Annotated in this window: 29 protein-coding genes and 1 tRNA gene; 12 read left to right on the forward strand and 18 right to left on the reverse strand. The window is 67.9% G+C overall.

The genetic code is table 11. From position 1 onward, the window contains the following. The first annotated feature begins 29 nt into the window (after positions 1–29). The gene (locus tag ACY48E_RS10910) at positions 30–1,592 is read left to right on the forward strand and encodes a dolichyl-phosphate-mannose--protein mannosyltransferase (RefSeq protein ID WP_462872272.1); all 1,563 of its coding nucleotides are present in this window, start codon (positions 30–32) and stop codon (positions 1,590–1,592) included. Between the two features lie 30 nt (positions 1,593–1,622). Here the strand turns inward: ACY48E_RS10910 and ACY48E_RS10915 are convergent, their stop codons facing one another. The 8 genes from ACY48E_RS10915 to ACY48E_RS10950 all read right to left on the reverse strand — a co-directional run bounded on the left by ACY48E_RS10915 (position 1,623) and on the right by ACY48E_RS10950 (position 7,006). After that, a complete protein-coding gene (locus tag ACY48E_RS10915; protein WP_462872184.1) occupies positions 1,623–2,081 on the reverse strand; it encodes a DoxX family protein in 459 nt (152 codons plus the stop codon). A gap of 129 nt (positions 2,082–2,210) precedes the next feature. Further along, complete coding sequence (locus ACY48E_RS10920) at positions 2,211–2,582, reverse strand: GntR family transcriptional regulator (RefSeq protein WP_462872273.1); 372 nt, start codon at positions 2,580–2,582, stop codon at positions 2,211–2,213. Between the two features lie 59 nt (positions 2,583–2,641). Beyond that, positions 2,642–3,862: an arginine deiminase gene (locus ACY48E_RS10925; RefSeq protein WP_462872185.1), complete on the reverse strand. Its 1,221-nt coding sequence runs from the start codon at positions 3,860–3,862 to the stop codon at positions 2,642–2,644. Positions 3,863–3,877: 15 nt separating this feature from the next. Continuing rightward, on the reverse strand, positions 3,878–4,729 hold the full coding sequence (locus tag ACY48E_RS10930) for an SDR family oxidoreductase (protein WP_462872186.1): 852 nt from the start codon (positions 4,727–4,729) through the stop codon (positions 3,878–3,880). 33 nt (positions 4,730–4,762) lie between these two features. Beyond that, on the reverse strand, positions 4,763–5,458 hold the full coding sequence (locus tag ACY48E_RS10935; RefSeq protein WP_462872187.1) for a TetR family transcriptional regulator: 696 nt from the start codon (positions 5,456–5,458) through the stop codon (positions 4,763–4,765). A gap of 262 nt (positions 5,459–5,720) precedes the next feature. Then, positions 5,721–6,158, reverse strand: coding sequence for a hypothetical protein (locus tag ACY48E_RS10940; protein WP_462872188.1), 438 nt, complete (start codon positions 6,156–6,158; stop codon positions 5,721–5,723). Beyond that, a complete protein-coding gene (locus ACY48E_RS10945) occupies positions 6,155–6,601 on the reverse strand; it encodes a GyrI-like domain-containing protein (RefSeq protein WP_462872189.1) in 447 nt (148 codons plus the stop codon). Before ACY48E_RS10945 ends, ACY48E_RS10940 begins: the two co-directional genes overlap by 4 nt. Before the next feature lie 153 nt (positions 6,602–6,754). Then, complete coding sequence (locus ACY48E_RS10950) at positions 6,755–7,006, reverse strand: hypothetical protein (RefSeq protein WP_462872190.1); 252 nt, start codon at positions 7,004–7,006, stop codon at positions 6,755–6,757. Between the two features lie 298 nt (positions 7,007–7,304). On the opposite strand from ACY48E_RS10950, the gene ACY48E_RS10955 reads away from it, so the two are divergent. The 7 genes from ACY48E_RS10955 to ACY48E_RS10985 all read left to right on the forward strand — a co-directional run bounded on the left by ACY48E_RS10955 (position 7,305) and on the right by ACY48E_RS10985 (position 14,827). Further along, positions 7,305–8,483, forward strand: coding sequence for a sensor histidine kinase (locus tag ACY48E_RS10955; RefSeq protein WP_462872191.1), 1,179 nt, complete (start codon positions 7,305–7,307; stop codon positions 8,481–8,483). After that, the gene (locus ACY48E_RS10960) at positions 8,480–9,124 is read left to right on the forward strand and encodes a response regulator (RefSeq protein WP_462872192.1); all 645 of its coding nucleotides are present in this window, start codon (positions 8,480–8,482) and stop codon (positions 9,122–9,124) included. The genes ACY48E_RS10955 and ACY48E_RS10960 overlap by 4 nt, the downstream gene beginning before the upstream one ends. Positions 9,125–9,230: 106 nt before the next feature. Then, positions 9,231–10,010, forward strand: a complete 780-nt coding sequence (locus tag ACY48E_RS10965) for an ABC transporter ATP-binding protein (protein WP_462872193.1) — start codon at positions 9,231–9,233, stop codon at positions 10,008–10,010. Beyond that, positions 10,007–11,431: an ABC transporter permease gene (locus tag ACY48E_RS10970; protein WP_462872194.1), complete on the forward strand. Its 1,425-nt coding sequence runs from the start codon at positions 10,007–10,009 to the stop codon at positions 11,429–11,431. Before ACY48E_RS10965 ends, ACY48E_RS10970 begins: the two co-directional genes overlap by 4 nt. Positions 11,432–11,582: 151 nt before the next feature. Further along, complete coding sequence (locus tag ACY48E_RS10975; RefSeq protein ID WP_462872195.1) at positions 11,583–12,290, forward strand: GntR family transcriptional regulator; 708 nt, start codon at positions 11,583–11,585, stop codon at positions 12,288–12,290. Between the two features lie 141 nt (positions 12,291–12,431). After that, positions 12,432–13,994 (forward strand): NCS1 family nucleobase:cation symporter-1, encoded by a 1,563-nt coding sequence (locus ACY48E_RS10980; RefSeq protein ID WP_462872196.1) that lies wholly within the window; start codon positions 12,432–12,434, stop codon positions 13,992–13,994. Between the two features lie 104 nt (positions 13,995–14,098). Then, entirely contained in the window at positions 14,099–14,827 is a 729-nt protein-coding gene (locus tag ACY48E_RS10985) for an aspartate/glutamate racemase family protein (protein WP_462872197.1), read from the forward strand. Here ACY48E_RS10985 and puuE read toward each other — a convergent pair. The 10 genes from puuE to ACY48E_RS11035 form a co-directional block, all read right to left on the reverse strand. Then, positions 14,794–15,759 (reverse strand): allantoinase PuuE, encoded by a 966-nt coding sequence (puuE, locus tag ACY48E_RS10990; protein ID WP_462872198.1) that lies wholly within the window; start codon positions 15,757–15,759, stop codon positions 14,794–14,796. The genes ACY48E_RS10985 and puuE overlap by 34 nt on opposite strands. A gap of 9 nt (positions 15,760–15,768) precedes the next feature. Continuing rightward, positions 15,769–16,779 carry an allantoicase gene (gene alc / locus ACY48E_RS10995; protein WP_462872200.1) on the reverse strand — a complete coding sequence of 337 codons (1,011 nt, stop codon included), beginning with the start codon at positions 16,777–16,779 and terminating at the stop codon, positions 15,769–15,771. Next, a complete protein-coding gene (locus ACY48E_RS11000) occupies positions 16,776–18,023 on the reverse strand; it encodes a DUF6986 family protein (RefSeq protein ID WP_462872201.1) in 1,248 nt (415 codons plus the stop codon). The genes alc and ACY48E_RS11000 overlap by 4 nt, the downstream gene beginning before the upstream one ends. Positions 18,024–18,131: 108 nt before the next feature. Further along, complete coding sequence (locus tag ACY48E_RS11005) at positions 18,132–19,190, reverse strand: LLM class flavin-dependent oxidoreductase (protein ID WP_462872274.1); 1,059 nt, start codon at positions 19,188–19,190, stop codon at positions 18,132–18,134. Positions 19,191–19,422: 232 nt separating this feature from the next. Continuing rightward, complete coding sequence (locus ACY48E_RS11010; protein ID WP_462872202.1) at positions 19,423–19,809, reverse strand: hypothetical protein; 387 nt, start codon at positions 19,807–19,809, stop codon at positions 19,423–19,425. Between the two features lie 242 nt (positions 19,810–20,051). Next, a tRNA-Ala gene (locus ACY48E_RS11015) sits at positions 20,052–20,127 on the reverse strand. A gap of 53 nt (positions 20,128–20,180) precedes the next feature. Continuing rightward, positions 20,181–20,900, reverse strand: coding sequence for a divisome protein SepX/GlpR (sepX, locus tag ACY48E_RS11020; protein WP_462872203.1), 720 nt, complete (start codon positions 20,898–20,900; stop codon positions 20,181–20,183). 150 nt (positions 20,901–21,050) lie between these two features. Further along, the gene (locus tag ACY48E_RS11025; RefSeq protein WP_462872204.1) at positions 21,051–21,701 is read right to left on the reverse strand and encodes a GNAT family N-acetyltransferase; all 651 of its coding nucleotides are present in this window, start codon (positions 21,699–21,701) and stop codon (positions 21,051–21,053) included. 55 nt (positions 21,702–21,756) lie between these two features. After that, positions 21,757–23,016 carry a molybdotransferase-like divisome protein Glp gene (gene glp, locus ACY48E_RS11030; RefSeq protein WP_462872205.1) on the reverse strand — a complete coding sequence of 420 codons (1,260 nt, stop codon included), beginning with the start codon at positions 23,014–23,016 and terminating at the stop codon, positions 21,757–21,759. A gap of 19 nt (positions 23,017–23,035) precedes the next feature. Continuing rightward, positions 23,036–24,016 (reverse strand): UTP--glucose-1-phosphate uridylyltransferase, encoded by a 981-nt coding sequence (locus tag ACY48E_RS11035; RefSeq protein ID WP_462872206.1) that lies wholly within the window; start codon positions 24,014–24,016, stop codon positions 23,036–23,038. 101 nt (positions 24,017–24,117) lie between these two features. On the opposite strand from ACY48E_RS11035, the gene ACY48E_RS11040 reads away from it, so the two are divergent. The 4 genes from ACY48E_RS11040 to mscL all read left to right on the forward strand — a co-directional run bounded on the left by ACY48E_RS11040 (position 24,118) and on the right by mscL (position 26,571). Then, positions 24,118–24,789 (forward strand): 5-formyltetrahydrofolate cyclo-ligase, encoded by a 672-nt coding sequence (locus ACY48E_RS11040; protein ID WP_462872207.1) that lies wholly within the window; start codon positions 24,118–24,120, stop codon positions 24,787–24,789. A gap of 76 nt (positions 24,790–24,865) precedes the next feature. Beyond that, complete coding sequence (locus tag ACY48E_RS11045) at positions 24,866–25,228, forward strand: FmdB family zinc ribbon protein (RefSeq protein WP_462872208.1); 363 nt, start codon at positions 24,866–24,868, stop codon at positions 25,226–25,228. A 91-nt stretch (positions 25,229–25,319) separates the two neighbouring features. Next, positions 25,320–25,982: an SAF domain-containing protein gene (locus tag ACY48E_RS11050; protein WP_462872209.1), complete on the forward strand. Its 663-nt coding sequence runs from the start codon at positions 25,320–25,322 to the stop codon at positions 25,980–25,982. A 187-nt stretch (positions 25,983–26,169) separates the two neighbouring features. Beyond that, complete coding sequence (gene mscL, locus ACY48E_RS11055; RefSeq protein ID WP_462872210.1) at positions 26,170–26,571, forward strand: large conductance mechanosensitive channel protein MscL; 402 nt, start codon at positions 26,170–26,172, stop codon at positions 26,569–26,571. Positions 26,572–26,607 lie beyond the last annotated feature (36 nt).

Genomic DNA, 26,607 nt, shown 5'->3' on the forward strand with positions numbered 1-26,607 from the left:
TGCGCCCCGGCGCAGCTCGCGACGACGAGGTGCGGGAAGGCTGGGCGCGAGAAGGTCGGGCGCCCGCCCACCGCACGAGCCCTGCCGATCTCGTCGACGCGGGTGAGCCGTCGCCGACCGCCTTCGGGCCCACCGACAGGCTGCGCGGGTGGATCGCGACGGCCGTGGTGACCTTCCTGGCCGCCGTCACCCGGTTCACCATGCTCGGCTACCCCACCGACGCCGGCACCCCCGTCTTCGACGAGAAGCACTACGCGCCCCAGGGATACCAGGTGCTCACCGGCGGCGGTATCGAGGACAACCCCGGGTACGGACTCGTCGTGCACCCCCCGGTGGGCAAACAGCTGATCGCGCTGGGTGAGGCCATCTTCGGCTACACCGGGTGGGGGTGGCGCTTCGCGGCCGCGGTCTCGGGCACCATCATCGTCCTGCTGACGGTGCGCATCGTGCGACGCATGACGCGCTCGACACTCATCGGCGCCGTCGCGGGTGTGCTGATGATCGGGGACGGGGTCCTGTTCGTCAGTTCCCGCATCGGGATGCTCGACATCTTCCTGGCCCTGTTCGTGGTGGCGGCGTTCGGTGCACTGATCCGCGATCGCGACGACGTGCTCGAACGTCTCGACCGCGCGCACCGCGCCGGCCGCGTCGAGATGACGGCGTGGGGCCCTCGACTCGGTGTGCGGTGGTGGCGCTTCGGTGCGGGTGTGCTGCTGGGGCTGGCCTGCGGAACCAAGTGGTCGGGCGTGTACTTCATCGTGTTCTTCGGGCTGATGAGCGTGGCCTTCGACGTCGCGGCCCGCCGCCGTTACGGAGTGTCCCGCCCGTGGATCGGGACGGCGATACGCGATATCCCGGCGGCGCTGTACGCGCTGGTGATCATCCCGATCCTGGTGTACCTGGCCTCGTATGCGGGGTGGTTCCGCAGCGAGAACGGTGTCGATCGCAACGCCGTCGGCGACGAGATCGGTACGGGCGGGCCGTTCTCGTTCGTGCCCGGCGCGCTGCGCTCGCTGTGGTACTACAGCGGCAACGTCCTGCAGTTCCACGAGGGACTGACCAACTCCGCGGGCAACCGTCATCCCTGGGAGTCGAAACCCTGGACCTGGCCGATGGGCCTGCGTCCCATGCTCTACTACTACGCGGACGGCGCGGGAGTGGGTGGATGCGGGCAGTCCGACTGCGTGCGAGCGGTGATGCTGGTGGGCACACCGGCGCTGTGGTGGCTCGCGCTGCCGATGCTCGGGTGGGCCCTCTACAGCACCGTCTTCCGCCGCGACTGGCGCTACGCGGCTGTTCTGGTGGGTTACGGCGCCGGCCTGCTGCCGTGGTTCCTGACCCTCGACCGTCAGATGTACTTCTTCTACGCCGTGGTGCTGGCGCCGTTCCTGATCATGGGGCTGGCGCTGGTGATCTCCGACGTGATCGGCACCGGCCGACACCGCGAACGACGAACATTGGGTCTGGTCGTCGCCGCGGTGTACGTGGCCGTGGTGATCGCGAACTTCATCTGGCTCTACCCGATTCTCACCGGCGGTTCGATCACGCCGCAGATGTGGCAGAACCAGCTCTGGTTACCCAGCTGGCGTTGACACCGGGTCTCGAGTCGACGCGCGTCCGACTCAGGCCGCGACCGTGCTCAGGTCGCGATCCTGCGCGGGTCGCGCCTTGCGAAACCGTCCGAACACCACGCGGTCGAGGCCGAACGCGCCGCTTCCGACCGCGGCGATGAGCAGCGAGGCCACCCCGAGCGTGCCGACGAGCTCCCATCCGCCGCCGTCGACGAAAACGCCGTTGCCGGAGTGCACGTAGAAGAAGGCGCCGACCATGTTGACGAACAACAGGATCCCGACCAGGGGCACCGCGAGCCCGACGATCAGCAGGCCACCGCCGATGAGCTGGGTGAACGTTGCGAAGTAGGCCGACACCTCCGGAGCCGGGATGCCGAGTCCGCGGAACGATGCGGCGGTGGCATCGAGTCCGTTGGTGCTCAACTTCTGCCAGCCGTGGGCAATGAAGACGATTCCGATGACCACACGGGCCACCAGCACGGCAAGGTCGCGGGGCAGTTCTTTACTCATGATGTGTCCTTCGTTTGGGCAGGCATGACCTTCTCCACAGTGCCAGCACACTGTTGAAGCGTCAACCGACGTGTGCGGTTGAAGCATCAAGTGAGTGCCCGGCAGAGTCCTCGCCCAAACCCATCCCGGTCAGTCGCCGGCAACCTCGTTCAGCGCCGCCCGCACGAACTCCATCGCATCCTCACCCGGCACCCCGAGCCGTCGGATCAACCGGACGTACTCGGTCGCGGCGCGCTGCGCGGACGCACGAGCCGGATCACCGACCGCCGCGATGAACGATCCGGAGCGCCCCTTGGTCTCGATCACCCCGTCCTGCTCGAGCTCGCGATAGGTCTTTGCCACCGTATTCGGGGCGATCCCCAAGAGCGAGGCCATGTTTCGGACCGTAGGTATCCTGGTGCCCGAGATCAGCCGCCCACGAGAGACCGCCTCGACGATCTGGGATCGGAGCTGTTCGAACGGGGGGACCGGCGAGCGGTGATCGATCGAGAATTCCATCACCGTCGACTCTAGACCCCAGCGTCGGTTTCCGGTGACGTCGGCGGCGGTTGCCGGTTGGGTCAGCCTCGGTCCCTCGAGATCGGACACGACATGCAGCGCGGCCCACCTCGACCCGAGCCGAGCTCTGATCCCGAGATGCGCAGCACCTCGATACCCGAATCCTCCAGTCGCGCATTGGTTTCGACATTGCGCTCATAGGCCACCACCACTCCGGGAGCCAGCGCCAGGGTGTTGTTGCCGTCATCCCATTGCTCACGCTCGGCGGTCACCGAATCGAGTCCGGTATCGATCACTCGCAGCCGGTCGATACCCATCGCCGCGGCGGCGGCCTCCAGGAAGGGCGCCGGGCCGGCGATGCTCACACCGGCCTCGGACACTCCAATCGTGAACGCGCACAACTTGTCCCGAACTCCGGGATACATCACCACGGCATCGGTGTCGACCATCGTCATCACTGTATCGAGATGCATCGTGGCACGCTGCTGCTCGATGGGGACCACCAGAACGGTGTGGGCCAGCGAATCCTCGAACAGACTCCGCGCCAGCACCTCCGCCCCGGCCGGGGTGGTCCGCTCCCCCACCCCCACGGCCACCACACCCGGTGCGAGCAGGATCACGTCGCCGCCCTCCACCGGGGCCGTGTGCGACTCGTACGCCCGACGCACCCGAAGAAATCGGGGATGGAACGCGTAGATCAGATCGGTCAACGACGTCTCACGCACCCGTGCGGTGAGGGCGAGCGACGTGATCGCCACCCGGTCCCCGATCCAGAAGGACGAGTCTCGTGTGAACAGCAGATTCGGCAGGGGGTCGATCACGAAGTCGGCGCCGTTGTGCATCCGACGCACCAGCGAGGTGCCCCCGACATCGGGCACCGGTAGTTCGTCGAAGGTCATTCCCGCAGTGAGGATGTGGGCCAACTCCGGGGCCGGCAGCACCCGCAGGTGCACTGCCAGCGCCTCCGCCAGCCCGTGTCCCAGCCGAGACGAGTCCACCGCTGCGGCCACGCCCTGCACGCGGGCAGCGCTGCTGGCCGCCATGGTCTCGGTGAGAAGATCACCGAGCAGCAGAACCTCGACGCCACGCCCGGCCAACAGAGAAGCGAACGCGTCGTGTTCCTCCTGTGCCCGCTCGAGCCACGGCACCCCGTCGAAGAGCAGTTGATCGTTGTTGCGCGGGGTGAGCCGCCGCAGTTCGTCGCCCGGTCGGTGCAGCAGAACCTGGCGCAACGCTCCCACTTCGGAATCGGCGCCGAGTGGCGGGGGCGCTGGGTCGGTCATGCCCGCCACGCTATCTCAGGCGCGCGGGAGGAGCAGACCCGAGAACTTACGGTTGGCCACGCGCATGACCATCTCGTACGGCCACGCGAACTTGCGCTTGAACCAGTACCCCACCCGCACGTCGCGGGAGGTGTAGATGAGGAACTTGCGACGCGTCATGCCGCGAATGATGGCGCGGGCTGCAACCTCGGGTGTGACCGCGCGCTCGGCGAAGCGCTCCTCGACCGCCAAGACCCGCGGATCCTCCCGGTCGACACCGGCGATGTGCACGGTGTTGACCAACGGGGTGCTGATCCCGCCGGGAGCTGCGAGGCTGACGCAGATCCCGTGGCGTTCGAGGTCGAAGCGCAGCACCTCCGAGATCCCCCGAAGGCCGAACTTGGTTGCGCTGTAGGCCGCGTGCCACGGCAGCGCCAACAGACCTGCAGCGGAGGAGACGTTGAGCAGGTGGCCACCGCGCCCCGCCGCGATCATGGGCGGGACGAAGGTCTCGATCACGTGGATCGGCCCCATCAGGTTCACCTCGACCAGTGCACGCCAGTACTTGTGCTCGAGGTTCTCCACCGTGCCCCACGCGGAGATACCCGCGACGTTCATCACCACATCCACCGCGTCGACGTCGGAATGGATCCGCTCACCGAACGCGACGACTGCGTCACGGTCGGTGATGTCGAAGGCCTCGGCACGAGCGACCCGACCGCCCGCGGACTCGATGTCGGACGCCGTGGCCGCCAGCCCGTCCGCCGCGATATCGGTGAGGTACATCTGGGCGCCCTCGGCAGCGGCGAGCAGGGCACACGCACGGCCCAGACCGCTCGCGGCACCGGTGATGAGCACCCGCTTCCCGGACAGGTTGGTCACAGCCATGGGCGAAGACTACGCACACGCCGGCACACGAGGTCACACCGAGGTGGCGGCAACCTCACGATCGCGCAGGAAGCTGGTGAGGCTGCGGGCGGCGAACTGGCGGAAGTACGAGAGCTTCTCCGGTGGAACCAGCGACGGCAGGACGGTGCTCCACACCCTCTCCATGCGGGCGGGCGCGGTGTCGAGGTTCCCGGTGCCCTCGGCGACCATCAGCACACCGCTGAGTAGCTCGGTGACGAGCAGGGCCGCAGTCTCGGAGTCGAGGGTGTCGATCACGTCGCCGTGGTCGATCGCGCGGGCGAACAGCTGCTCGAACAGGGCCTGCCACGTGCCGAAGACGCTGCCGCGCGCCGGGTCGCCGCCGTCGACCTCGAGCTGCAATCGGTACATGATGCGTACGAGGTGGTCGGTGTTGGCGAGTTCGAGCACCGAGTACGAGATGCCGATGATCGATTCCAGTGCCGGGGACCGGTGGTCGACGAGATTGGCGCACGCGGCCGCTACACGCTCGCGTCCCTCGTCGACGAGTGCGCGAGAGAGTTCTTCCTTGGATGCGAAATGGAAGTAGAGCGCGCCTTTGGTCACACCGGACTCGGTGGACACCTGACTGAGGGTCGCGGTGGCGTGTCCCACCTCGAGAAACAGATTCGCAGCCGCATGAAGAGCTGCCGATCGAGTTGCTTCCGCCCTCAGTTGTCGTGCCATTAGTGTGCTCCGATCCGTGTGCATTCTCGTTGACCAGGACGACCCGCCTGAAAGGCGAGTCCGGTGATGGTCGAGCCCCCGACCCTCACACCGCGCCGGAGTTAACCGCGCGCACAGTCCGATCATAGGCGCACTCACACGCAAAACGGGTGTCGGAGCGGCGATTTTCAATAATTCCTATCGCGTCGCCACACGAAAGGAGATCACCGATAGGAAGAACGGGCCATAAACCAACTCCGGGTCGGATTTACCCGCCCGTGGATACCGTGAGTTCTCCGAATCGATATCAGCGCAAACGAACGGGGAGCCACAGCTGTGTTCCGTCGACGCCACGGTCGACTTCGAAACACGCACCCACCACGCGCTCGACCTCACCGGCCAACTCGGATGCATCCGCCGCCGTCCACAACTCGTCCACCGGGTCCCGGCCACCGGACTCGACCGAGAACACCGCGTAGGTGCACGGTGCGAGGCTGACGTAGACGTCGCCGACGGGAATCCGATCCGGCTCATCGCGGCGCACCCCGACCACGGCGTTCTCCGCACCCCCCTGATCGGGGACGTACACGGTGAACACCGGCGCGGCAGGGCCCTCCCGCTCGACAACCCTCTCCCGCAGGTAGCGCACCAGTTCCGACCGGGAGGACTGCGCGCTCGCACCGAGCCCCGGCGCCGCGAAACCGGCTACGACCAGCGTGCCCGTCGCGGTGATGACCGGGCTCACCGACTGCCGCCGGCGAGGGGTACGAACAGCTCGATCTTGTAGTTGTGGGGGTACACCTCGAACTCGCCGGTGCGCGCGCGAACCAGATCGCCGGACTCCTCGGCGCGCGCGAGGTCGCGCCACACGGTCAGAAACAGGTCGGGGAACGATCCGACTGCCGAGAATCGGGCGTACCTCCCGGCCGGGACCCGGCCGACCAGGTGACCCGGCGCCACCACGCCGTCGGTGACCCGATAGCCGACGATCTGAGTGTTGTAGGAACCGACCGCCGCGCTGTAATCGGTGTACAACGTGGCGTAGGGGCCGTGTGCGTCCTGGTGTAGGAGAGCGGACCACGCTCGATCGACGGCCGGGTCGGCAACTTCGCCCAGAGCCCTGCGCGGACTGCGCACGGGCAGACCGGCGATATCCGTCTCGTCGAGATCGACGATATCCAGTGACACGGCAACTCCAGAGATTTCCACGGTCGAACCTCGTTCATGCACGGTGAAGTTCGACCCCGTAGAAACCACACCAACGACCATGGTCGCTGCGCCGTCGAGTCTACTGGGATCCCCACTCGGTGTCCGGGTGGGGGATCGACGAGTTGTGGGGGGTCAGGCTGCGGATCGGCCGCTGAACGGAACCGGGTGGGCGCCCACGGAGGCTCCCGGCGCACGCCACTGCCGGGCGATGCCCGACAGTTCCTCGGCCGAGAACAGGCCCGAGCCGGCAAGCGCCTCGAGCCGATCCAGCGTCTCGTCGATGTCGGTCGAGGCATGCGACCGGAGGTCGACGCACGTGTCGTCGAACTCGCCGTCGAGTACGGCCTCGACCAGGTTCCAGGTGGAGCTGTTGATCGTGCTCATCTTCGTCACCCCGCTGTCCGGCCGTACGGTGCTGTGTGGCCATAGGTTGCTGGAAAAAATTCTGGAGAGATGTGTAACGCGACACGCGTGCCGGGCGATGGTCAGTTGGGAGAGCTCTAACTTGGCTCCCTCACGCGAGCTTCACCTGGGAATTTACACTTCGAGTCTGTTTTGTGTCGGCCGAAGTGACGACTGTCATGAGACCGTAACGAACAGACCTATTGGTCTTGCATTCTGGCCGACCGTCCGGGATCGCCGACCGTGCGCGGCGGTGCGGGCGCGATGGCAGTCTGGTCGTATGCGCGACCGCCTCGCCCGGCCCGACCTGACGCGTCGATCCGTGCTGTTCGACGGCGCCCTGGGCGCTGGGCTGGCCCTGTATGCGGTCGGGTCGGCGGCCGAGGTCAGCGGCCCGGCTGTCCAGATCATGGCGCCCCTGCTGATGGCGATCGCAGTGGGCACCCGACGACGAGCGCCCACGGTGATGATCGGTGCCGCCGTCGCATCGATACTGCTCCAGATCGTCACCGACCACATCGACTACGTAGCCTGCCTGGCCCTGTTCCTGCTCGTCCATGCCGGGGCGGCGCACCCGAGCCGGTGGATGCGCCGCGGGGCGGCCATTTCGGTGGTCGGACTGTCGGTCCTGGGAGCCGCCGTTCTCCCGAGCGTCGTCGTCGATGAGCCGACGGTGCAGACGGCGCTGCAACTCGGTGCGGTATCGGCCGCGTACCTGCTCGTCGCGTGGGCGTTCGGAACGGCGGCCCACCAGCGCCAACGCGCCGAGCAGGCTCGGGTGGAGAGCAGGTTGGCCGAGGTGGAGCGACGCCGTCTGCTCGAGAAGTTCGATCAGGAGAGCGAACGCAACCGCATTGCGCGCGACATGCACGACGTGGTGGCGCACGCGCTGGCGGTGGTGGTCGCCCAGGCCGAGGGCGCGCGGTACACGTTCGACGCGTCACCGGACTCGGCACGCTCGGCTCTCGACGTCATCGCCACCACCGCCCGGACGTCGCTGGCCGACGTGCGGATCATGCTCGAGCAACTGCGTCACAGCAACGTCGACGCTGCGTTCGAGGACCCCGCGGATCAGCAGCGGCGACTTCTCGAGCGTATGCGCGCCGCGGGCATGACGATCGACATCACCGCGATCGGGGAGCCCGATCCGGCCGCTGGGATGTCCGAACTGACAGCCCACCGGCTGCTCACCGAGGCGCTGACGAACGCGCTCAAGTACGGGGACCTCAGCGTGCCCGTGCGGGTGCGGATCGAGAGATCCCATGGCATCACCATCGACGTGCGCAACCGTGTCGCCACCACCGATGCGGATCTCGGTGGAACCGGCCACGGCCTGATCGGTGTGGCCGAACGAGCACGGTTGGCCGGCGGATCGGCCGCCGCGCACGCAGACGGGCGAGGAGACTGGGTCTTCGCGGCCGCCCTTCCGAGCCACTCCGCCGTGGAGGTCGGCTCGTGATCGCGGTGGCGCTGGTCGACGACCAACCCCTCTTCCGCGCGGGCATCGCGATGGTGGTCGAGAGCCAACCGGACATGGCGGTGGTGGCGCAGGCGTCCTCGGGCGACGCAGTTCCAGCCCTGGTCGAGCAGTACGCACCGGATGTGATCGTGATGGACGTCCGCATGCCCGGCACCGACGGCATCTCCGCCACCGCTGCGTTGCGCGCAACGCTTGGCGATCGCAGCCCGAAGGTGTTGGTACTGACCACCTTCGACGTGGACGAAGCCGCCGTGTCGGCCATCGAAGCGGGTGCGAGCGGATTCCTGCTCAAGGACGCACACCCGGAGTTCCTGCTCGCCGCGATCCGCGCCGTACACAGCGGCACGCAGGTGGTCTCGGCCACCGCCACGCGACGGATCTTCGAGAGCTACCGTGCTCGCAGCGCGGACGGCCCGGGGCCCGAGTACGACGCCCTGACCCCGCGCGAACGTGAGATCCTGGTGATGGTGGCCCGTGGGCTCTCCAACGCGGAGATCGCATCCGAAGCAGTGCTCAGCGAGGCGACGGTCAAGACTCACGTCTCCCGAATCCTGACCAAACTCGGCGCACGTGACCGCGTGCAACTGGTGGTGTACGCGTACCGCACGTCCCTGGTGTAGGGCCGCGGTACGGGGTCGAGAACCGGCGTGTACATCTCGAGATGTACGCCAAGATGGGCATCCTGGCCGATGCCCGAGACCCCCTGTCGTCAATACCGTTTCGGGTATGACGAATCCGATGCACAACCTCCCGCACACACCCGCAACCGCGCCGGCGGTCTCCCTGATCGGCGTCAGCAAGGTCTTCGGAGCCGAGACCAACCCCGTGCACGCGCTCCGGAACGTCACCGTCGACCTCGGTCGCAGTGAGTTCACCGCCATCATGGGGCCCTCGGGCTCGGGCAAGTCGACGCTGATGAACGTCTGCGCCGGCCTCGACGACGTCACCTCCGGCCGCGTGATCGTGGGCGGAGCGCCCATCGAGAACATGACCGACACCGAGCGAACGGTGATGCGCCGCAGAAACATCGGGTTCATCTTCCAGTCGTTCAACCTGGTTCCGACCCTCACCGCGGACGAGAACATCATGCTGCCGTTCCTGCTCGCCGGTGCCGAGCCCGATGCTCACACCACGAACTGGATCAACCATCTGGTCGACACGCTCGGCCTGCGCGACCGCCTGACCCACCGCCCCGCCGAACTCTCCGGCGGGCAGCAGCAGCGCGTGGCCATCGCGCGCGCACTGGCCTCGCGACCGGCGATCATCCTCGCCGACGAGCCCACCGGAAACCTCGACACCCGTTCGGGGCGTGAGGTTCTGCAGCTGCTGACGGTGGCGGCGCGGCAGTACGGTCAGGGCATCGCCATGGTGACCCACGATCCCGTGGCCGCCGCTCACGCCGACCGCATCCTCGTGATCGCCGACGGGGCGATCGCCGGCGAGTACCGCGGTCTCGACCCACACCAGATCTCCAACCTCCTCATCAACCTGGAGCGTGCATCATGACCAACTCGACGCAGGCCCTGCGATCATCGATCACCACCCAGAAGACCATGTCGCGCTTGACCATCGGCTCGCTGCGCGAACTGGACACGGTGGCCGTGATCGCTGCACTGGCCGCCTTCTACGCCGCGGTGCTGCTGATGGCCACCTCGACGCTGTCGACCTACATCGAAAGTCTCGACGAGTCCGAGTCCGGGGCGATGGGCGCGCTCGCACCCGTCGCGTCCGGGTTCATCCTGATCGCTCTGTTCGTCGCCGCGGTGACCATGGCCAACGGTGCCACGGCGGTGGTGGCCGGCCGAGAGCGCCACATCGGTCTGCTGCGTCTTCTCGGGGCCAGCAGCGTGCAACTGCGCACCAGCCTGGTCCGCTCGGTGGCCGCCGTGGCCACAGCCGCCGCGGTGGTCGGCACGATCGCCGGTGCCCTCGCGGTCTCGATGGTTCGCGACATCCTGGTGTACCGGGGCACGATTGCGCGACTGGACTACGCACTGGTCTCACCGCTGCTGCTGCTCTCGATCGCCGCGGTCGTCTACACCGCGGTGCGGGCAGCGCGATCGGCGTCCAAGCGAACTCTGGAGGCGACGGCGATACAGGCCGCGACCGGTCGGACGGCGTCGAAGGCGCGACCGTTCCTGCGCGCCCTGGTGGCCAACACCTTCGTGCTGATCGGTGCACTACTGATGGTGTACGGGGCCGGCGAGGGCGAGAACCCGGCCTCGGGGATGGGCTTCGTCGCAGCACTGCTCGGGCTGATCGTGATCGCGGTCGGCTGCCTGATCGGCGCCCGGCTCGTGATTCCGCGTGTGGTCTCCGCCGTCGGTGCGCGGCTCGGCTCCGATCCGGCTGCGATCGTGGCACGCCGAAACGCGACACTCGACCCGATGCGCACCACCCGGCTGACCGTGAGCATCATCTTCGGCGTCACCATGGTCGCCACCATCGCGACCGCGATGGGTGCGTTCCAGCGAACGCTGGAGTTGACCGGTGACGAGTTCAACGAGGCAGGCTTCGTCTCCACCGTCACCTGGGTGCTGTACGGGCTGATCGGCATCTCCGCCGTCATGGGTGCCGTCGGCTTCATCAGCACGATGTCGCTGACCATCACCGCCCGAACCCGGGAGATCGGACTGCTCCGCACGCTCGGACTCACGCGGTCGGACGTTCGATCGATGATCGTCAAGGAGGCCGCAGCGCTTTCGGCGACCGCCACCGCCATCGGCCTCGTCCTGGGCCTGGTACTGGGAACGGTCCTCGCGCAGTCGATCGTCGGTGCGCTGGTGACCGGCCCGATGATCGCGGTGCCCTGGGGCGCTCTGATCGTGATCTCGCTCGCCGCCGGTCTGGTGGTGCTCGCATCCTCGCTGGTGCCGGCACGCAAGGCCATGACGGTCAGTCCCGTCGAAGCCATGGCGCACAGCTGAGACAGCGTCGAAGCCATGGCGCACAGCTGAGACGGCGTCGAAGCCAGTGTCACAGCTGAGACAGCGTCGCCGCCGTCGGGTCCGAGGATGTGCTTCGGGCCCGGCGGTTTCGCCATGGCAGGATCCGGTGCGGGGTCCTAGGGTCGGTGTCATGCCGCAGTCGCGTCGGGGAGCGCCGATCATCAGTGCCCTGATGGTGACCCGCGTCGGCGGTTCGAGCGCCGAGGTGCTCGACGAGATCCGGCGCGCCATCATCGACGGAGGGGTGCCACCCGGCACGCCGATCCCGTTGGCCGAGGTGGCCGACGCCTTCGGGGTCAGTCCCACTCCCGTGCGTGAGGCACTGAAGATCCTGCAGGGCGAGTCTCTGGTTCAGCACTCCCCGCGCGGTGAGTACACCGTGGCCCGGGTGTCGGCGGAGGAGTTACGCGAGTTCTACGTGGTTCGTCATTCTCTCGAGCGCGCGGCCATGCTCGCCTCGGTGGCGGTGGCCACCGATCTCGACATCGCGGCCGCGCAGGACGCGTACGACGCGCTCGATCGCGCGCTCGAGTCCGGGGATTCCACCGCGTATCAGCATCTTTCGCGGTCGTTCCACATGGCGTTGGTGAAGCCGTCGCGGATGCTGCGGCTGCTGAACATCCTCGAGCGTGCCTGGAACGTCACCGAACCCGTACAGCCGATGGTGCACATCAGCGACGAACAGCGGCGCGAGCTGCATTCCGATCACGCCTGCATGCTCGACGCGTTCAGCCGCAGGGACGGCGAGTCCCTCATCGCGTCGGCCCATGTGCACGATCAACGGCTCGGCAAGGCCATCACGAGCATTCCACCGGATCTGGGTCTGCTGGCCAAGTAATTCGCAATTCGATCGAGTTCGTGGATATATCCACATCGAAACACCGGCGCAATCTCCGGTGATGCCGAGGCAACAGCCCGGTTCTAGCGTTCGCGTTCATTCCGGAACTCCCCATCTCTCGGACACCAGAATGGACACGCCATGACCAATCTCGCCGACGACCCCGCTGTGACCAGCGCGCCGCTCGTCCACGCCGACAGCCCGGCGCTGATCAAGGACACCTACGATCCGGCCCTGACCAACGAGGACCTCGCGCCGCTGAAGAAGCAGACGTGGTCGAGCTACAACATCTTCGCCTTCTGGATGTCCGACGTGCACAGCGTCGGTGGCTACGTCACCGCCGGTTCGCTGTTCGCGCTCGGTCTGGCCAGCTGGCAGGTGCTCATCGCCCTGCTGGTCGGCATTCTCATCGTGTTCTTCTTCTGCAACCTCGTCGCCCGTCCCAGCCAGGCCACGGGTGTGCCCTACCCGGTGATCTGCCGCTCGGTGTTCGGGGTCAAGGGCGCCAACATTCCCGCGATCATCCGCGGACTGATCGCCGTCGCGTGGTACGGCATCCAGACCTACCTGGCCTCGGCTGCACTGGACGTGGTGCTGATCAAGCTGTTCCCGTCGCTGGCCAAGTATGCCGTCGTCGAGGACTACGGGTTCCTCGGGCTGCCCCTGCTGGGCTGGGTGTCGTTCGCCTTCCTGTGGGTGGTGCAGGCAGCGGTGTTCTGGCGGGGTATGGAGGCCATTCGCAAATTCATCGACTTCTGCGGCCCCGCGGTGTACGTGGTGATGTTCATCCTCTGCGGCTACCTGATCTCCAAGGCCGGCTGGAGCGGGATCAACTTCGACCTGGGCGGTCTGCAGGGCACCGACGGCCCGCAGCAGAACTCGCTCGTGGTCATGCTCGGCGCCATCGCCCTCGTCGTCTCGTACTTCTCCGGGCCGATGCTCAATTTCGGCGACTTCTCCCGCTACGCGAAGTCCTTCACCGCGGTGAAGAAAGGTAACTTCCTGGGCCTGCCCGTCAACTTCCTGGTGTTCTCGGTGCTGGTCGTGGTCACCGCGTCCCTGACTGTGCCGGTGTTCGGTGAGCTGATCACCGACCCGGTGGAGACCGTCGCCCGCATCGACAACACCTTCGCCATCGTGCTCGGCGCGCTCACCTTCACCATCGCCACCATCGGCATCAACATCGTGGCCAACTTCATCTCCCCCGCCTTCGACTTCTCCAACGTCGACCCCCAGCGCATCTCCTGGCGGGCGGGCGGAATGATCGCCGCCGTGGGCTCGGTGCTGCTGACCCCGTGGAACCTCTACAACAACCCCGAGGTGATCCACCTGACCCTCGAGACACTGGGCGCCTTCATCGGCCCGCTGTTCGGTGTCCTGATCGCCGACTACTACCTGGTGCGCAAGCAGCACGTGAACGTCGACGACCTGTTCACCCTCTCCCCCACCGGCTCGTACTGGTACCGCAAGGGCTACAACCCCGCCGCGGTGTACGCCACCGTCGCCGGTGCCCTGCTGGCCATGTTCACCGTGCTCTTCAACGGCAAGGTCACCTTCCTCCCCGCCATCACGGGCATGTACACCGCAGCCTCCTACAGCTGGTTCATCGGCTGCGGCGTCGGATTGGGGGTCTACTACTACCTGGCCACCCGAACCTCCCTCGCCGTCACCAACTTCCCCACCCCCGCCCCCAGTACCCCCTGACACCCCACACCCCCTGTACCCAATGTGACATTTGGTCAGCCCCGCTGACCAAATGTCACATTGGGTACATACGTAAGCGGCAGCGGCAGCGGGAGGAGGGTGAGATGCGGATTCGGGTGATCAACCCGAACACCACGGCGTCGATGACGGCGCTGATCGGGGCGTGCGCGGAGCGGGTGGCGGGTGTGGGGACGGTGGTGGAGGCGGTCAATCCGGAGATGGGTCCGGTGTCGATCGAATCGCACTACGACGAGGCGCTGTCGGTACCCGGTCTGCTCGCCGAGATCGCCCGCGGAGAGGCGGCCGGGGTGGACGGCTACGTGATCGCGTGTTTCGGCGACCCGGGGCTGGACGCCGCTCGGGAGTCGGCGACGGGCCCGGTGATCGGAATCGCCGAGGCGGCCATGCACACGGCCAGTTTCCTCGGCGGACGGTTCTCGGTGGTGACGACGCTGGCGCGGACCATCGGGCGGGCCGAGGAGCTGGCGCTGCGATACGGGATGGAGCGCTTCTGCGGGGGCGTCCACGCGTGCGAGATCCCGGTGCTCGAGCTCGAGCGCGACCCGGAGGCACGCAAGAAGATCACCGAGGTGTGTCGCCATGCGCTCGAACATGATTCGAGCAGTGCGATCGTGCTCGGATGCGCAGGCATGGCGGATCTGTGCGCCGAGATCTCCGCGGACATCTCGGCACCGGTGATCGACGGGGTGGCTGCGGCGACGACCCTGGTGGAGTCGATGGTTCGCATGGGTCTACGCAAGTCCGGTCGGGGCGAGTTCGCGTCCCCGCCCGGCAAGCCCTACACCGGGCTGCTCGAACCTTTCGGAGGGTGAACTCGGCGCCAGTGCCGGGCGATGTCGATTCGTCGCGCTATCCACACATCATCATGTGCGAGAACGTGATCGAGGAACCGCTCGAGCGCTGCGGCGCGCGACGGCCGACCCACGATGCGGCAGTGCAGCCCCACGGACATCATCTTCGGTGCACCCTCGGCACCCTCGCGGTAGAGCGTGTCGAACGCATCGCGCAGGTGCGCGAAGAACTCGTCGCCGTTGGCGAAACCGGCGGGCGAGGCGAACCGCATGTCGTTGGTCTCGAGTGTGTACGGAACCACCAGGTGATCGACTGCGCCGCCAGCGGTCTCGACCGTCGTCCAGTACGGCAGGTCGTCGGCGTAGGAGTCGGAGTCGTACTCGAAACCGCCGTGCTCGACGAGAAGCTGCCGGGTCTGCGGTGAGTCGCGCCCGGTGTACCACCCGAGCGGGGCGGAGCCGGTGAGTTCCTCGATCATCGACACCGCCCGCGCCATATCCTCGCGCTCGACGTGCGGGTCGATCAACTGGTATGAGCGCCAACGCAATCCGTGGCAGGCAATCTCGTGCCCGAGCTCGCCGAACGCCGCCACCGCCTCGGGATTGCGCGCCATCGCCACCGCCACCCCGAACACCGTCAGGGGCAGGCCGCGCCGCTCGAACAACCGCAGTATGCGCCACAGACCCGCTCGCGAGCCGTACTCGTAGATCGACTCCATGGACAGGTGCCGGTTCGGAAACGGCTCCGCCGGAGTGATTTCCGAGAGGAACACCTCCGAGAACCGATCGCCGTCGAGCACACAGTTCTCGGCCCCCTCCTCGTAGTTGAGCACGAACTGCACGGCCACCTTCGCCGCGCCGGGCCACTGCGGATCAGGTGTGTGGCGCCCGTACCCGACGAGGTCGCGTGGGTACTGCTCGCCGGTCACGTATTCCGAAATCGGTCCGCTCACCGGCCAAGCCTAAGCGCCCTCGAGCCACCTTCGCTCGATGAACTGCCTGCCACGATCGGTGAGATCACCGAACAGTCGCAGCCGCCCGAATCCCCCGTCCGGGTAGATGTCGACCCGCACGTCGGTGGCCGGGGACGCCCCGTCGACGACGAAGCGGTGCCGGGTGTCGGGCTGCAGCGGGCGACGGGTGAGGATGTCGAACCACGCGCCGTCGTCCACTCGGCCGCGGACGGCCACCTCACCGGGGCTGTTGCCGACGAAGTAGCTGGTGTCGACTTCAGCAAGTCGCACCACACCCTCACCGCCGAGGCGAACCTGCACCCAGTCGTTTCCCGCGTCCCGACGGCGGGCGGTCTCCCACCCGTCGCCCATCACCCGGGCGACGCCGGGGAACAGCAGGTTCTGCGGGGAGCTGTAGAACATGTTGGAGCAGCCCGTCACCAGTGCACCGTTCTCGATCGCCGCCAGGTCCACGGGCCCCACCGCCAGCAGCGACGGGTCCGCGACGCCCTCGCCGTGCACACGGAAGCGGGCGATTCCGCCGTCGGGATACATCGACAGCCGCAGATGCGTGTAGCGGGTCGACGAGGTGACGTCGTAGGTGTTGCGGGTGTCGCCGCGCGCCCGCGTGCGCTCGAGCAGCGGCTCCCACCCGTCCATGGCCGCGACCTCCTCACCACTGGGGTAGCCCTCGACGGCGATGCCGTCCACCGAGACCTGCGACGGGTAGTTGCCGGTGAACCACGCGGTGTCCACCACCACTCCGCGCACCACACCGGGCACTCCGAGTCGCACGATGGCGGTGTCGCGGTCGTCCGGGCCCACCCCGCGGCGACGACGAGTCTCCCACCCGTCGTAGATCTGACCCTTGTGGCCGAAGGTGGCCGTTTGGTACTTCGCCGGGCCGGGCTTGATGAGGTTCTCCTTCTCGGCGAACAGCTCGTCGTTGGCCCACACCACCGCGCCGCCGAGCGGACGCAGCGCCAGGTCCGGCAACACCAGCCAGTCGTCGGAACTCATGGGCCAACTCCTTCATCGGGTGTGTGCCCGGCCGGGTTGATCCGGCGGGCGAGGAGATCACCCAGCACCTGCGGGGTCAGGGCCGGGGCGACGGCGGCGACGTCGGCGGCGGTGAGGGTTCCGGAGAAGACCCCGCGCACCACCGACGCGGCCAGCGCCTGCGCCGTGGCGGGTTCGTCGACGACGGAGCCGCCGGCGCGGGCGAGATAGGCCTGCAGCCGAGGGCCCGCCGAGGCCAGTGCCGCGCGGAAGAACTGCATGGTGGCCAACCATCGGGTGATCAGGTGGCCGGGGTGCATGTCCCAGCCCTGGTAGTACCCGTGGGCAAGCGAGCGGGCGACCAGTCGGTGGTGACGGCGCAGCGCGGAGTCGACGGCGTCACCTTCGGGAACCACCTGGGTGGACCCGTCGGACACCCACACCCCGGTCTGAGCTGCAGCGGCCAGCATGACCGCTTTCGCGTGATCGGCGACGGCATGGTCGAGGGATTGGTGGGCCGAGGTGATTCCGCATGCCGCGGAATAGTCGTAGGTGCCGTAATGCAAACCGGTGCAGCGGTTCTCGGACAGAGCGATGGCACGGGCGACGGGTGAGCTGCCGTCGGTGTCGATGACGGCCTGCGGGCTCTCGATCTGCAGCTCGAACGTCAGGATTCCTGCCTCCAGATCCAGGGCGCGCTCGACGGCATCGCACATCAACACCGCCGCGTGCGCCTGCTCCGCCATCCGGATCTTGGGGACCGTGATCACGAACCCGGGCGGCACACCGCCCGCTGCGTCGAGGAGCAGCATCAGGGTGCGCAGTGACCGGTCCTTGTCGGTGACGGTGAGCCCCTTGAACCTGATTCCGCACGCCACCACCCCGGGCTGGGCGGCCACCGCGGTCAGCGTGCGCCCGGCGCGGGTGGCGTCGGCGTCCTCCTCGGAGTTCGGGCGGTACCCGTAACCGTCCTCGAAGTCGATGCGCAGATCCATGATCGGTGCGGTGCCGAGTCGACGGCGGACGGCGTCGAGTTCGTCCGGGCTCCCCAGATCTGCCAGTGTCGTCGGCGCGGCGTTCATGATCGACAGCGCCCGCTCGCCCCACTCCGCGACCGTATCCGCTTGCGCTGCAGAGGCTTCGACGTACACCGTGTGGGACGGCTGGCCGGTGTAGCGGTCACCGGGATATCGGGTGGACAGGTGCGCATCCACCTCGGACAGCAGGGCGTCGAGGGCGGGGGTGTCGAGCTTGCCCAACTTCATCGGACCATGGTCGCAGACCTGGCGTTCGGGGGCTCGCTCACGCGCTACCGGTTGTGCATGCTGCGCCCCCGTGGAGTCGGAGCCCCGACTGTCACTGCACCCCGACTGTCAGTGCACCCCGGCGGGCACCGTGATGCCGCGCGCATCGAGGATCGGGCGGACACCCTCACCGAAGTGATAGGCCTCCTCGAGGTGCGGATAGCCCGAGAGGATGAACTCGTCGAAGCCCGAGTCGTGATACTCGGCGATCAGGTTCGCCACTTCCTCGTGTGAGCCGACCAGCGCGGTACCAGCTCCCCCGCGGACCAGGCCGACTACCGCCCACAGGTTGGGGTAGATCTCGAGCGAGTCCTTCGAGCCGCCGTGCAGGGCCGCCATCCGGCGTTGGCCTTCGGACTGCGACGACGAGTGCAGTGCGTGCGCATCGGCCACCTGATCGTCCGGTAGCGCGTCGAGCAGCGCTTGCGCCACATCCCACGCCTGCGCGGAGGTGTCGCGGCTGATGGTGTGCAGTCGAATGCCGTACCTGAGCTTGCGGCCTTGCGCGTCGGCCAACGCCTGAACGCGCTCGATCTTCGCCCGCGCATCCGCGGGCGGCTCCCCCCAGGTGAGATACGTCGAGACTCGCTTGGCAGCCACCTCCAGAGCCGGGGCGGACGACCCGCCGAACCAGAACTCCGGCAACGGATCCGGAACCTCGGACACGCGTGCATCGGCGACGCGGAAGAACTCGCCCTCGTGGTCGACCGGACCCTCGGTCCAGATTCGGGTGACCAGATCGAGGAACTCGTCGGTGCGCGCGTAGCGGCGATCGTGGTCGAGCCAGTCGCCGAACCGTTGTTGCTCGACATCGTCACCACCGGTGACCACGTTCAGCAACAGCCGCCCCTCGGCGAATCGCTGCAGGGTGGCGGCCTGTTGGGCCGCCAGGGTGGGCGGGGTGAGTCCGGGGCGGAAGGCGACGAGGAACTTCAGCCGTCGCGTGCTCTGGAGTAGCGCCGCCGTCGTCAGCCACGCGTCCTCGCACCATGTGCCCGTCGGGGTCAGCACGCCCTCGTACCCCAGCCGGTCCGCAGCCTGCGCGACCTCGGTGAGATAGCGCAGCGTGGGTCGCCGGTACCCGGCGGGTTCGGACTTGCGGCCGGGTGCGTGCGACGCACCCACGATCGTGCGGCCGTCCCCCGCAGTGGGAAGGAACCAGTGCGGTTCGAAGGGGGCGAGCGCGCCGGCGCGGCCGCGAGGGGAACGGCTGGAATCCCTGGTTAAGCTGCGTAGAGGTTGGAGAACCCCTGCCCACGCCGCAGACCCCGCCGTCGCGCCGGTCGTGGTGGTTCCACAACCACGACCGACGCTCACCGCTATCTACTCCCGTGATCGAGTGGTGCGGTGGGTCAGCGCACTAGCCGGCGACGGGAAAGCCCAGACCCGAGTTCGCGCAGACCTGGTTGCGATCACCATTGACGTTACGGTCGGTGAAGGTCTTGCTGGTGAACGGGGACAGGTCGATCCACCCGTTCTGCCCCTCCGCAATGAACTGCGGCTGCCACGAGATCTGGTTCACGGCGCCCAGGTCGTTGGTGAACAGAATTGGCGCGGGGGTGATGGTGTAGTTGACCAGGAGCCGCTCGAGCCCCGGCCGAAGCACCGAGTCGCGCGACGCGTCCTTGTAGCAGTACACCGATCCCGTGGACACCCCGAGGGCGGATGCGGTGCCGGTTCCCAATGCCACCGCCGTCGACGCCGTGGCCCCGATGACGATCGCCGCTGCAACGCTACGAAACTTCAATGTTCTCCCCGATCCTTAGTAGGTGTCTTTACCGTAGGTGTCCAATCCAGGGTTCGCCACGACGATCGCATCACATCTCCGATCGGTCTGTTTTGATCAATTCGATTTCAGCCCAGCACATTACGTTCACGTTAAATGTTCGATACACCTTAGGTGACCGACACATCAGTGCACGGATGAATGCAACGAGGGCTGGTGCGACAGGGACTCACAGCGGCGGCACAGCGCACGCGAGGACGAACTGGTGGAGCTGAGGGGAATCGAACCCCTGACCTTCTCGATGCGAACGAGACGCGCTACCAACTGCGCCACAGCCCCGGAAAAACTACGTGGTGAACCCTAGCAGCCCGCGCGGGCGACCCGGAAACCGGTCACTGCCCGACGACCCGGCGCACGGGCTCGTCGTCGGAGGTGTCGACGGCCTGCTCGGGGTGATAGTGATCGAGGTGGTCGAACACCGGATCCTCGTCGTCGACCTCGAGCACCACCGCACCCGGTCGACGCAGCCGCTCCGGGGTCAGGCGCAGCTCGGCGTCGGTGCGGGACTCCACGCCCAGGCGAGACCGGCGCAGACGCTCGGAGCGTCGGCGCCGCACGTCCTCCTCGAAACGCACCTGGCGACGCAGGTACACCAGGTAGCCGGTGAGCCCGACGGTGACAGCGGCGAACAACCACCAGAACGCCGAGGAGAGCACGAAGGCCAGGGCGCCCGACATCAGGATCGCGAAGAACAGCGCCAGCACGGTGCGCTGACGGAAGCTGTAGCGAGCGTCACGGGCGAGGGCGTCGGCCTCGGGGTCGAATCCGCCGCGGCCGCGCCGGTGGGGGCGCGGCGCCTCGTCGAAGAACTCGTCCGATGCGGACTCGACGGGCTCCTCGGTGGTCGGCTCGGGCTTCCAGGTGGGATCACTGCGATGACCTGCGGCAGGGCCGCGCACGGGGGCCGGCTCGCCTCCTCCGCGGTGCAGCACCCGGGTGGCGAGGGCGACGTCGGTGGTGCGGCGGATGCGGGGACGGGAATTGACGAACATCGGCACCAGGACGAACAGCCACACGGCGACCAGGCCCACCCAGATCAGGGAATTCGGCATCGTGGTGTCCTCCTTCGCCATCCGCGCCGGCCCGCACGCGGACCCCAGTTGCGAGCAACGCTAGTGACGAGTCGGGGTGGAACCACGCAGGCGCGCCGATCGAGAATCAACTCGTGTCACATCCGTCACAGAGTGGGCAGCTCCGAGATCTCAGCGAGTCCAGGCCGCGCGGCCCGTGCGCACCAGCGCGTCGGAGGCCGAACCCTGCAGCTCGTCGGCGGTGATCGCGACCAGAAGGTGATCGCGCCATGCCCCGTCGACATCGAGGTACCTGCGCAGCAGGCCCTCCTCCCGGAACCCAACGCGGCGCAGCACCGCGCGGCTCGGCTGGTTCTCCGGACGCACCGTCGCCTCCACCCGGTGCAGCCCGACGGGCCCGAAACAGTGATCGAGGCCCAGGGCTACCGCCGCGGTGGCGACACCCTGGCCACCGGCATCCCGGCTCACCCAGTACCCGATCCACGCCGAGCGCAGAGCCCCCCGCACGATGTTGCCGATGGTGATCTGCCCGACGAACTCCCCGTTGAGCTCGATGACCAGCGGGATCATTGCGCCGCGCCGCGCTTCCGCCCGGAGCGAGGAGTGCAGCGGGGGCCACGACGCGATGGAATGCCTGAGCTCCCAGGGCATCTCACCCGTCGGCTCCCACGGCTCGAGGTGCGCCCGGTCGCGGGTGCGAAGACGCGACCACACCGCGGCGTCGCGCAGGCGGATCGGTCGCACCGTCACCGGGCCGGCCGGGATCATGATCGGACCCAGCTTCGCCGGCCACCCGGGATGGGACGACCATTTTCCTGCCATTGGTCAATCCTAGGCGGAGCGCATCTGCGCCGGCCGCGCGTGGCCGGGCATCCGATCAGCCACGCTGGGCCAGGAAGACCACGTCCACCTCGTCGCCGGTGCGCACCTCGGTGATCTCGGGGTCCACCATGACCAGGCAGTTCGCTTCGGCGAGCGTCGCCAGTAGGTGCGACGACGCCCCCGGCGCCCCGCCGAGGGCCTGCACCAGGTAGTCCCCGGTCCCCTCGTCGCGCATCAGCTGCCCCCGTAGGTACGCCCGACGTCCCTCGATGGAGGTGATGGGGGCGACCGTGCGGGCGGTGACGACGCGGCGCAACGGTTGACGGCGACCGAGGGCGATGCGCACCAGTGGCCGCACCATCACCTCGAACACCACGAGGGCGCTGACCGGATTGGACGGCAACAGGAAGGTGGGCACCTCGTCGCGGCCGAGCTTGCCGAAACCCTGCACGGACCCCGGGTGCATGGCGATGCGCTCGACCTCGAGGTCGCCGAACTCGGCCAGTGCCTCGCGCACCGTCTCCCCCGCCGCGCCGCCGACCGCCCCCGCGATCACCACGATCTCCGAGCGGATCAGTTGCCCCTCGACCACCTCGCGGAGCCGCTTGGGGTCCGAACCGACGATGCCGATCCGATTGACGTCCGCGCCGGCGTCGCGGCCCGCGGCGGCGAGGGCGTAGCTGTTGACGTCGTACACCTGTCCCTGACCGGGGGTGCGATCGATGTCGACCAGCTCCCCGCCGATCGAGATCACCGACAACCGCGGGCGCGGGTGCACCAGCACCTTGTCTCGACCCACCGCCGCGAGCAGACCCACCTGCGCGGCACCGATGATGGTCCCCGATCGAACCGCGACGTCACCGGGCTGCACATCGTCGCCGATGCGTCGCACGTAATCACCCGAGCGGACGGCCTCGTGCACCACGATGCGACTGTCACCGCCGTCGGTGTGATCGACGGGCAGGATCGCATCGGCCAGGGTCGGCAGCGGCGCGCCGGTATCGACACGCACGGCCTGGCGAGGCTGCAGGCGAATCGGCTGGCGCGAACCGGCGACCACGTCGCCGACCACCGGCAGGCTCACCACCACCGACTCACCGTTCTCGTCGCGGGCACCGGTGCCGGCGGAGACCACGTCGACACTGCGCACCGCATAGCCGTCGATGGCAGCCTGGTCGAAGCCGGGAAGCGGCCGTTCGGTGACCACCTCCTCCGCGCACAGCAGACCCTGCGCCTCGGAAATGGCAACCCGCACCGGTCGCGGCGCCACCGCCGCGGCCGTCACTCGGGCTTGCTGTTCCTCGACGGAGCGCATCGGGTCCTTCCGCTCGGACCTACTCGTAGGTTGTCAGCTGCGGCGCCCAGTCGTCACTGAGCCGCTCGTGCAGCCATTCGCGGAGCGCGGGCCCGTAGTCGTCGCGCTCCAGAGCGAAGTCAACCGCAGCGCGCAGGAATCCCCCGGGATTTCCGAGGTCGTGTCGAGGTCCGCGGTGCACCACCACGTGTACGGGATGGCCCTCCTCGATCAGCAGTGCAATGGCGTCGGTGAGCTGCAGTTCCCCGCCCGTACCGGGAGTGATGCGGCGCAGGGCGTCGAAGATCGCGCGGTCGAGGAGGTAGCGCCCGGCCGCGGCGTAGTTCGACGGCGCATCCTCGACGGCGGGCTTCTCGACCATGCCGTTGACCTTGAGCACGTTGGGATTGACGGCGTCGGGCACGATCTCGGTGTCGAACACCCCGTAGGCCGACACCATCGCCGGCGGCACCTCGATGGCGCACAGCACCGATCCGCCGCGCTTGGCGCGCACCCGCGCCATCACGTCGAGCACGCCGCGCGGCAACACCAGATCGTCCGGCAGGAGAACGGCGATGGCGTCCTCGTCGTCGTCGAGCACCGATTCGGCGCAGGCCACCGCGTGTCCGAGGCCCAGGGGCTCGGACTGGATCACCGATTGCACCTCGAGCAGGGCGGGGGCGACGCGCACCTTCTCGAGGAGCTTGAGCTTGCCGCTCGCTTCGAGCTTGTGCTCGAGCACGAGGTCCTCCACGAAGTGCGCGACCACGCCGTCCTTGCCGGGCGAGGTGACGATGACCAGGCGGGAGGCGCCGGAATCGGCAGCCTCACCGGCGACGAGCTCGATACCCGGCGTGTCGACGACGGGCAGGAGCTCCTTGGGCACCGTCTTGGTGGCGGGCAGGAAGCGGGTTCCCATGCCTGCGGCCGGCACCACCGCGGTGCGGAAGAGCGGCTTGCCGCCCTCCCCCGTCGTGGTGGGTCGGCCGGACGAACTGCCGGTCGTAGCGGCTGAATTCATTACCACACCCTATCGGAGTGCTGTTCGGACAAGATGGACGACAACTCGTGCACGACATCGCGTGCGCGAATCCGTGTGGGCGAAACCCTAGGGTTGTGCTCATGGATTCGCAGCACGAGGCGCCGCCGAATGCAGCGTCGCCGACCAAGATCACCTGGCGTGAGCGGATTCTTGCAGCCCGAGCGGCGCGGACGCCGACCGACCGCGCGCGAATCGACGCGCAGCTGGCCGCCGCGGTCGCCGCGCTGACCCGGCCCGGGGGCAGCGCGGTGGCAGCATACGTGCCGATCGGGCGCGAGCCCGGATCGACCGCGATGCTCGACGCGGCGCGCGCGTCCGGTCGCCGGGTGATCGTGCCCGTGACCCGCGGACGCGGCCCGCTGTGGTGGGCCGACTACACCGGACCCGACGCCCTCGCCCCTGCGGCGTTCGGCCTGCTCGAACCCACCGGCGAGGTGTTCGAGCCGAGCACCCTCGCGATCGCGGACCTGGTTCTGATCCCGGCGCTGGCCGTCGATCGGACCGGTGTGCGCCTGGGCCGGGGAGCAGGCTTCTACGACCGATCGCTGCCGTTGGCGTCGCCGTCGGCCGTGCTGGCGGCGGTGGTCAACGACGACGAGCTGGTGCCCAGCCTTCCGGCGGACCCGCACGATATTGCCGTGACCCACGCACTCACACCCAGCGGCGGCGCAACCCGCCTCGGCGGCTTCGGGGATCAGGCCCGCCACGGCGGCTCCGAGGATCAGCCCCGCCTCGGCGGCTTCGGGGATTAGCACTGTCGCGGGTAGAGTGCCAGAGAGGTCGGAGTCAGTGTCAGCCGGCCGCGAATCACTGTGAAGGATGGTCCCCATGCCTACCTACTCGTATGCATGCACCGAGTGCGACAACAAGTTCGACATCGTGCAGTCCTTCAGCGACGACTCGCTGACCGTCTGCCCGCAGTGCGACGGCAGGCTGCGCAAGCTGTTCAACACCGTGGGAATCGTGTTCAAGGGCAGCGGCTTCTACCGCACCGACAGCCGAGGCGGCTCGGTATCGGGCGACTCCGCCGCCGGCGAGAGCAAGTCCGGTGGCGAGAGCACGAGCGGTGACTCCGCGGCCACCTCCGGCGAGAAGAAGGCGCCCGAGACGAAGACCGCCGAGAAGAAGTCGTCCGAGAAGAAGACCTCCGCCACCAGCGCGAGTACGGGATCGTCGGCCGCCGCAAGCTGATCGGACGTGCCTGTGGATGGCGCCGAGCGTTGTCCACAGGCACCCCTGCGGTGGCAGTGAACGGACTCGACCGCGACCTACTGTTCGCACCATGCCGCCGAAATCGCTGTCACCACGCTGGTACGAGGTGTCCATCCGACCTCCCGCGTGGGTGTCCGCCCCCCGCACCCGACGGGTGACCGCAGCTGTCCTCGTGGTTCTGGCCGCGGCGGTTGCCGTGCGCGAGGATCCGGACGCCGGGCGCACACCCGTGGTGGTGGCCGCCCGCGACCTGCGGCCCGGTGAGATGCTCGACGCAGCCGATGTCACCGTGACCCAGATGGCCACGACGGTGTTGCCGGACGGTGCCACCGTGGATACGAACGACGCGGTGGGCCACACCGTCGCCGGTCCGGTCCGCGCGGGGGAGGCATTGACCGACGTCCGCCTACTCGGACCCCGGCTGGTGCAGGCCGCTGCGGCGATCGCAGATGCCCGCATGGTTCCGATACGTCCGGCCGATCCGGCGCTGGCCACGGTGGTGCGGGCCGGGGACTCGGTGAGTGTTGTGACGGTGGGTCCGGGTGAGCCGGGCGGACCCGATCCCTCGGCGCCGCGGGTGCTGGCCACCGGCGCCATCGTGGTTGCCGTCCCGGCATCCGAGGGCAGTTCGCGGGCCGCCGAGCGACCAGTGCTGCTGGCGATGGGTGCCGACGCCGCCACCGCGGTCGCAGCGGCCTCGCTCGTCGGTGCTCTCACCCTCGTGTTGCACTGACCCGACAGTCCTGCACTGACCCGACAGTCCTGCGCGGACCCCGATTCGGGTGTGATGCACACCATGGAGCGCAACGTGCTCGCACGTCCTACCTTTTTAACCGCATTGCTGGTCTAATGTCGCTCGCACGCAGTTCACACCGCTGTTCTCACACTCGAATGCAGTACACAGTCGGAGGGGTACAACCATGCTGAAGGGCTTCAAGGATTTCCTGCTTCGCGGCAACGTGGTCGATCTGGCCGTCGCCGTGGTCATCGGTGCGGCGTTCACCGCCATCGTCACCGCGTTCACCACCAACATCGTCGAGCCCCTGCTCGCAGCGGTCGGCGGTTCCAACGAGCTGGGCTTCGGCTTCAAGATCACCGACAGCGCGGCGACCTTCGTCAACATCGGTGCCGTGATCACCGCGGCCATCAACTTCGTGATCATCGCGGCGGTGGTCTACTTCCTGATCATCGTGCCCGTCAATGCGGCCAAGGCTCGCGTCGCCGCGCGCAAGGCCACGGGTGAGCCGGTGGAGACCGACCCCACCGACGTGGAGCTGCTCACCGAGATCCGCGATTTGTTGGCCAAGGGCGCCAAGGGCTGACAGCAGCCCACCACGTACGGCAGAACGCCCCCGAGG

This window comes from Rhodococcus sp. AZ1, assembly GCF_054979605.1.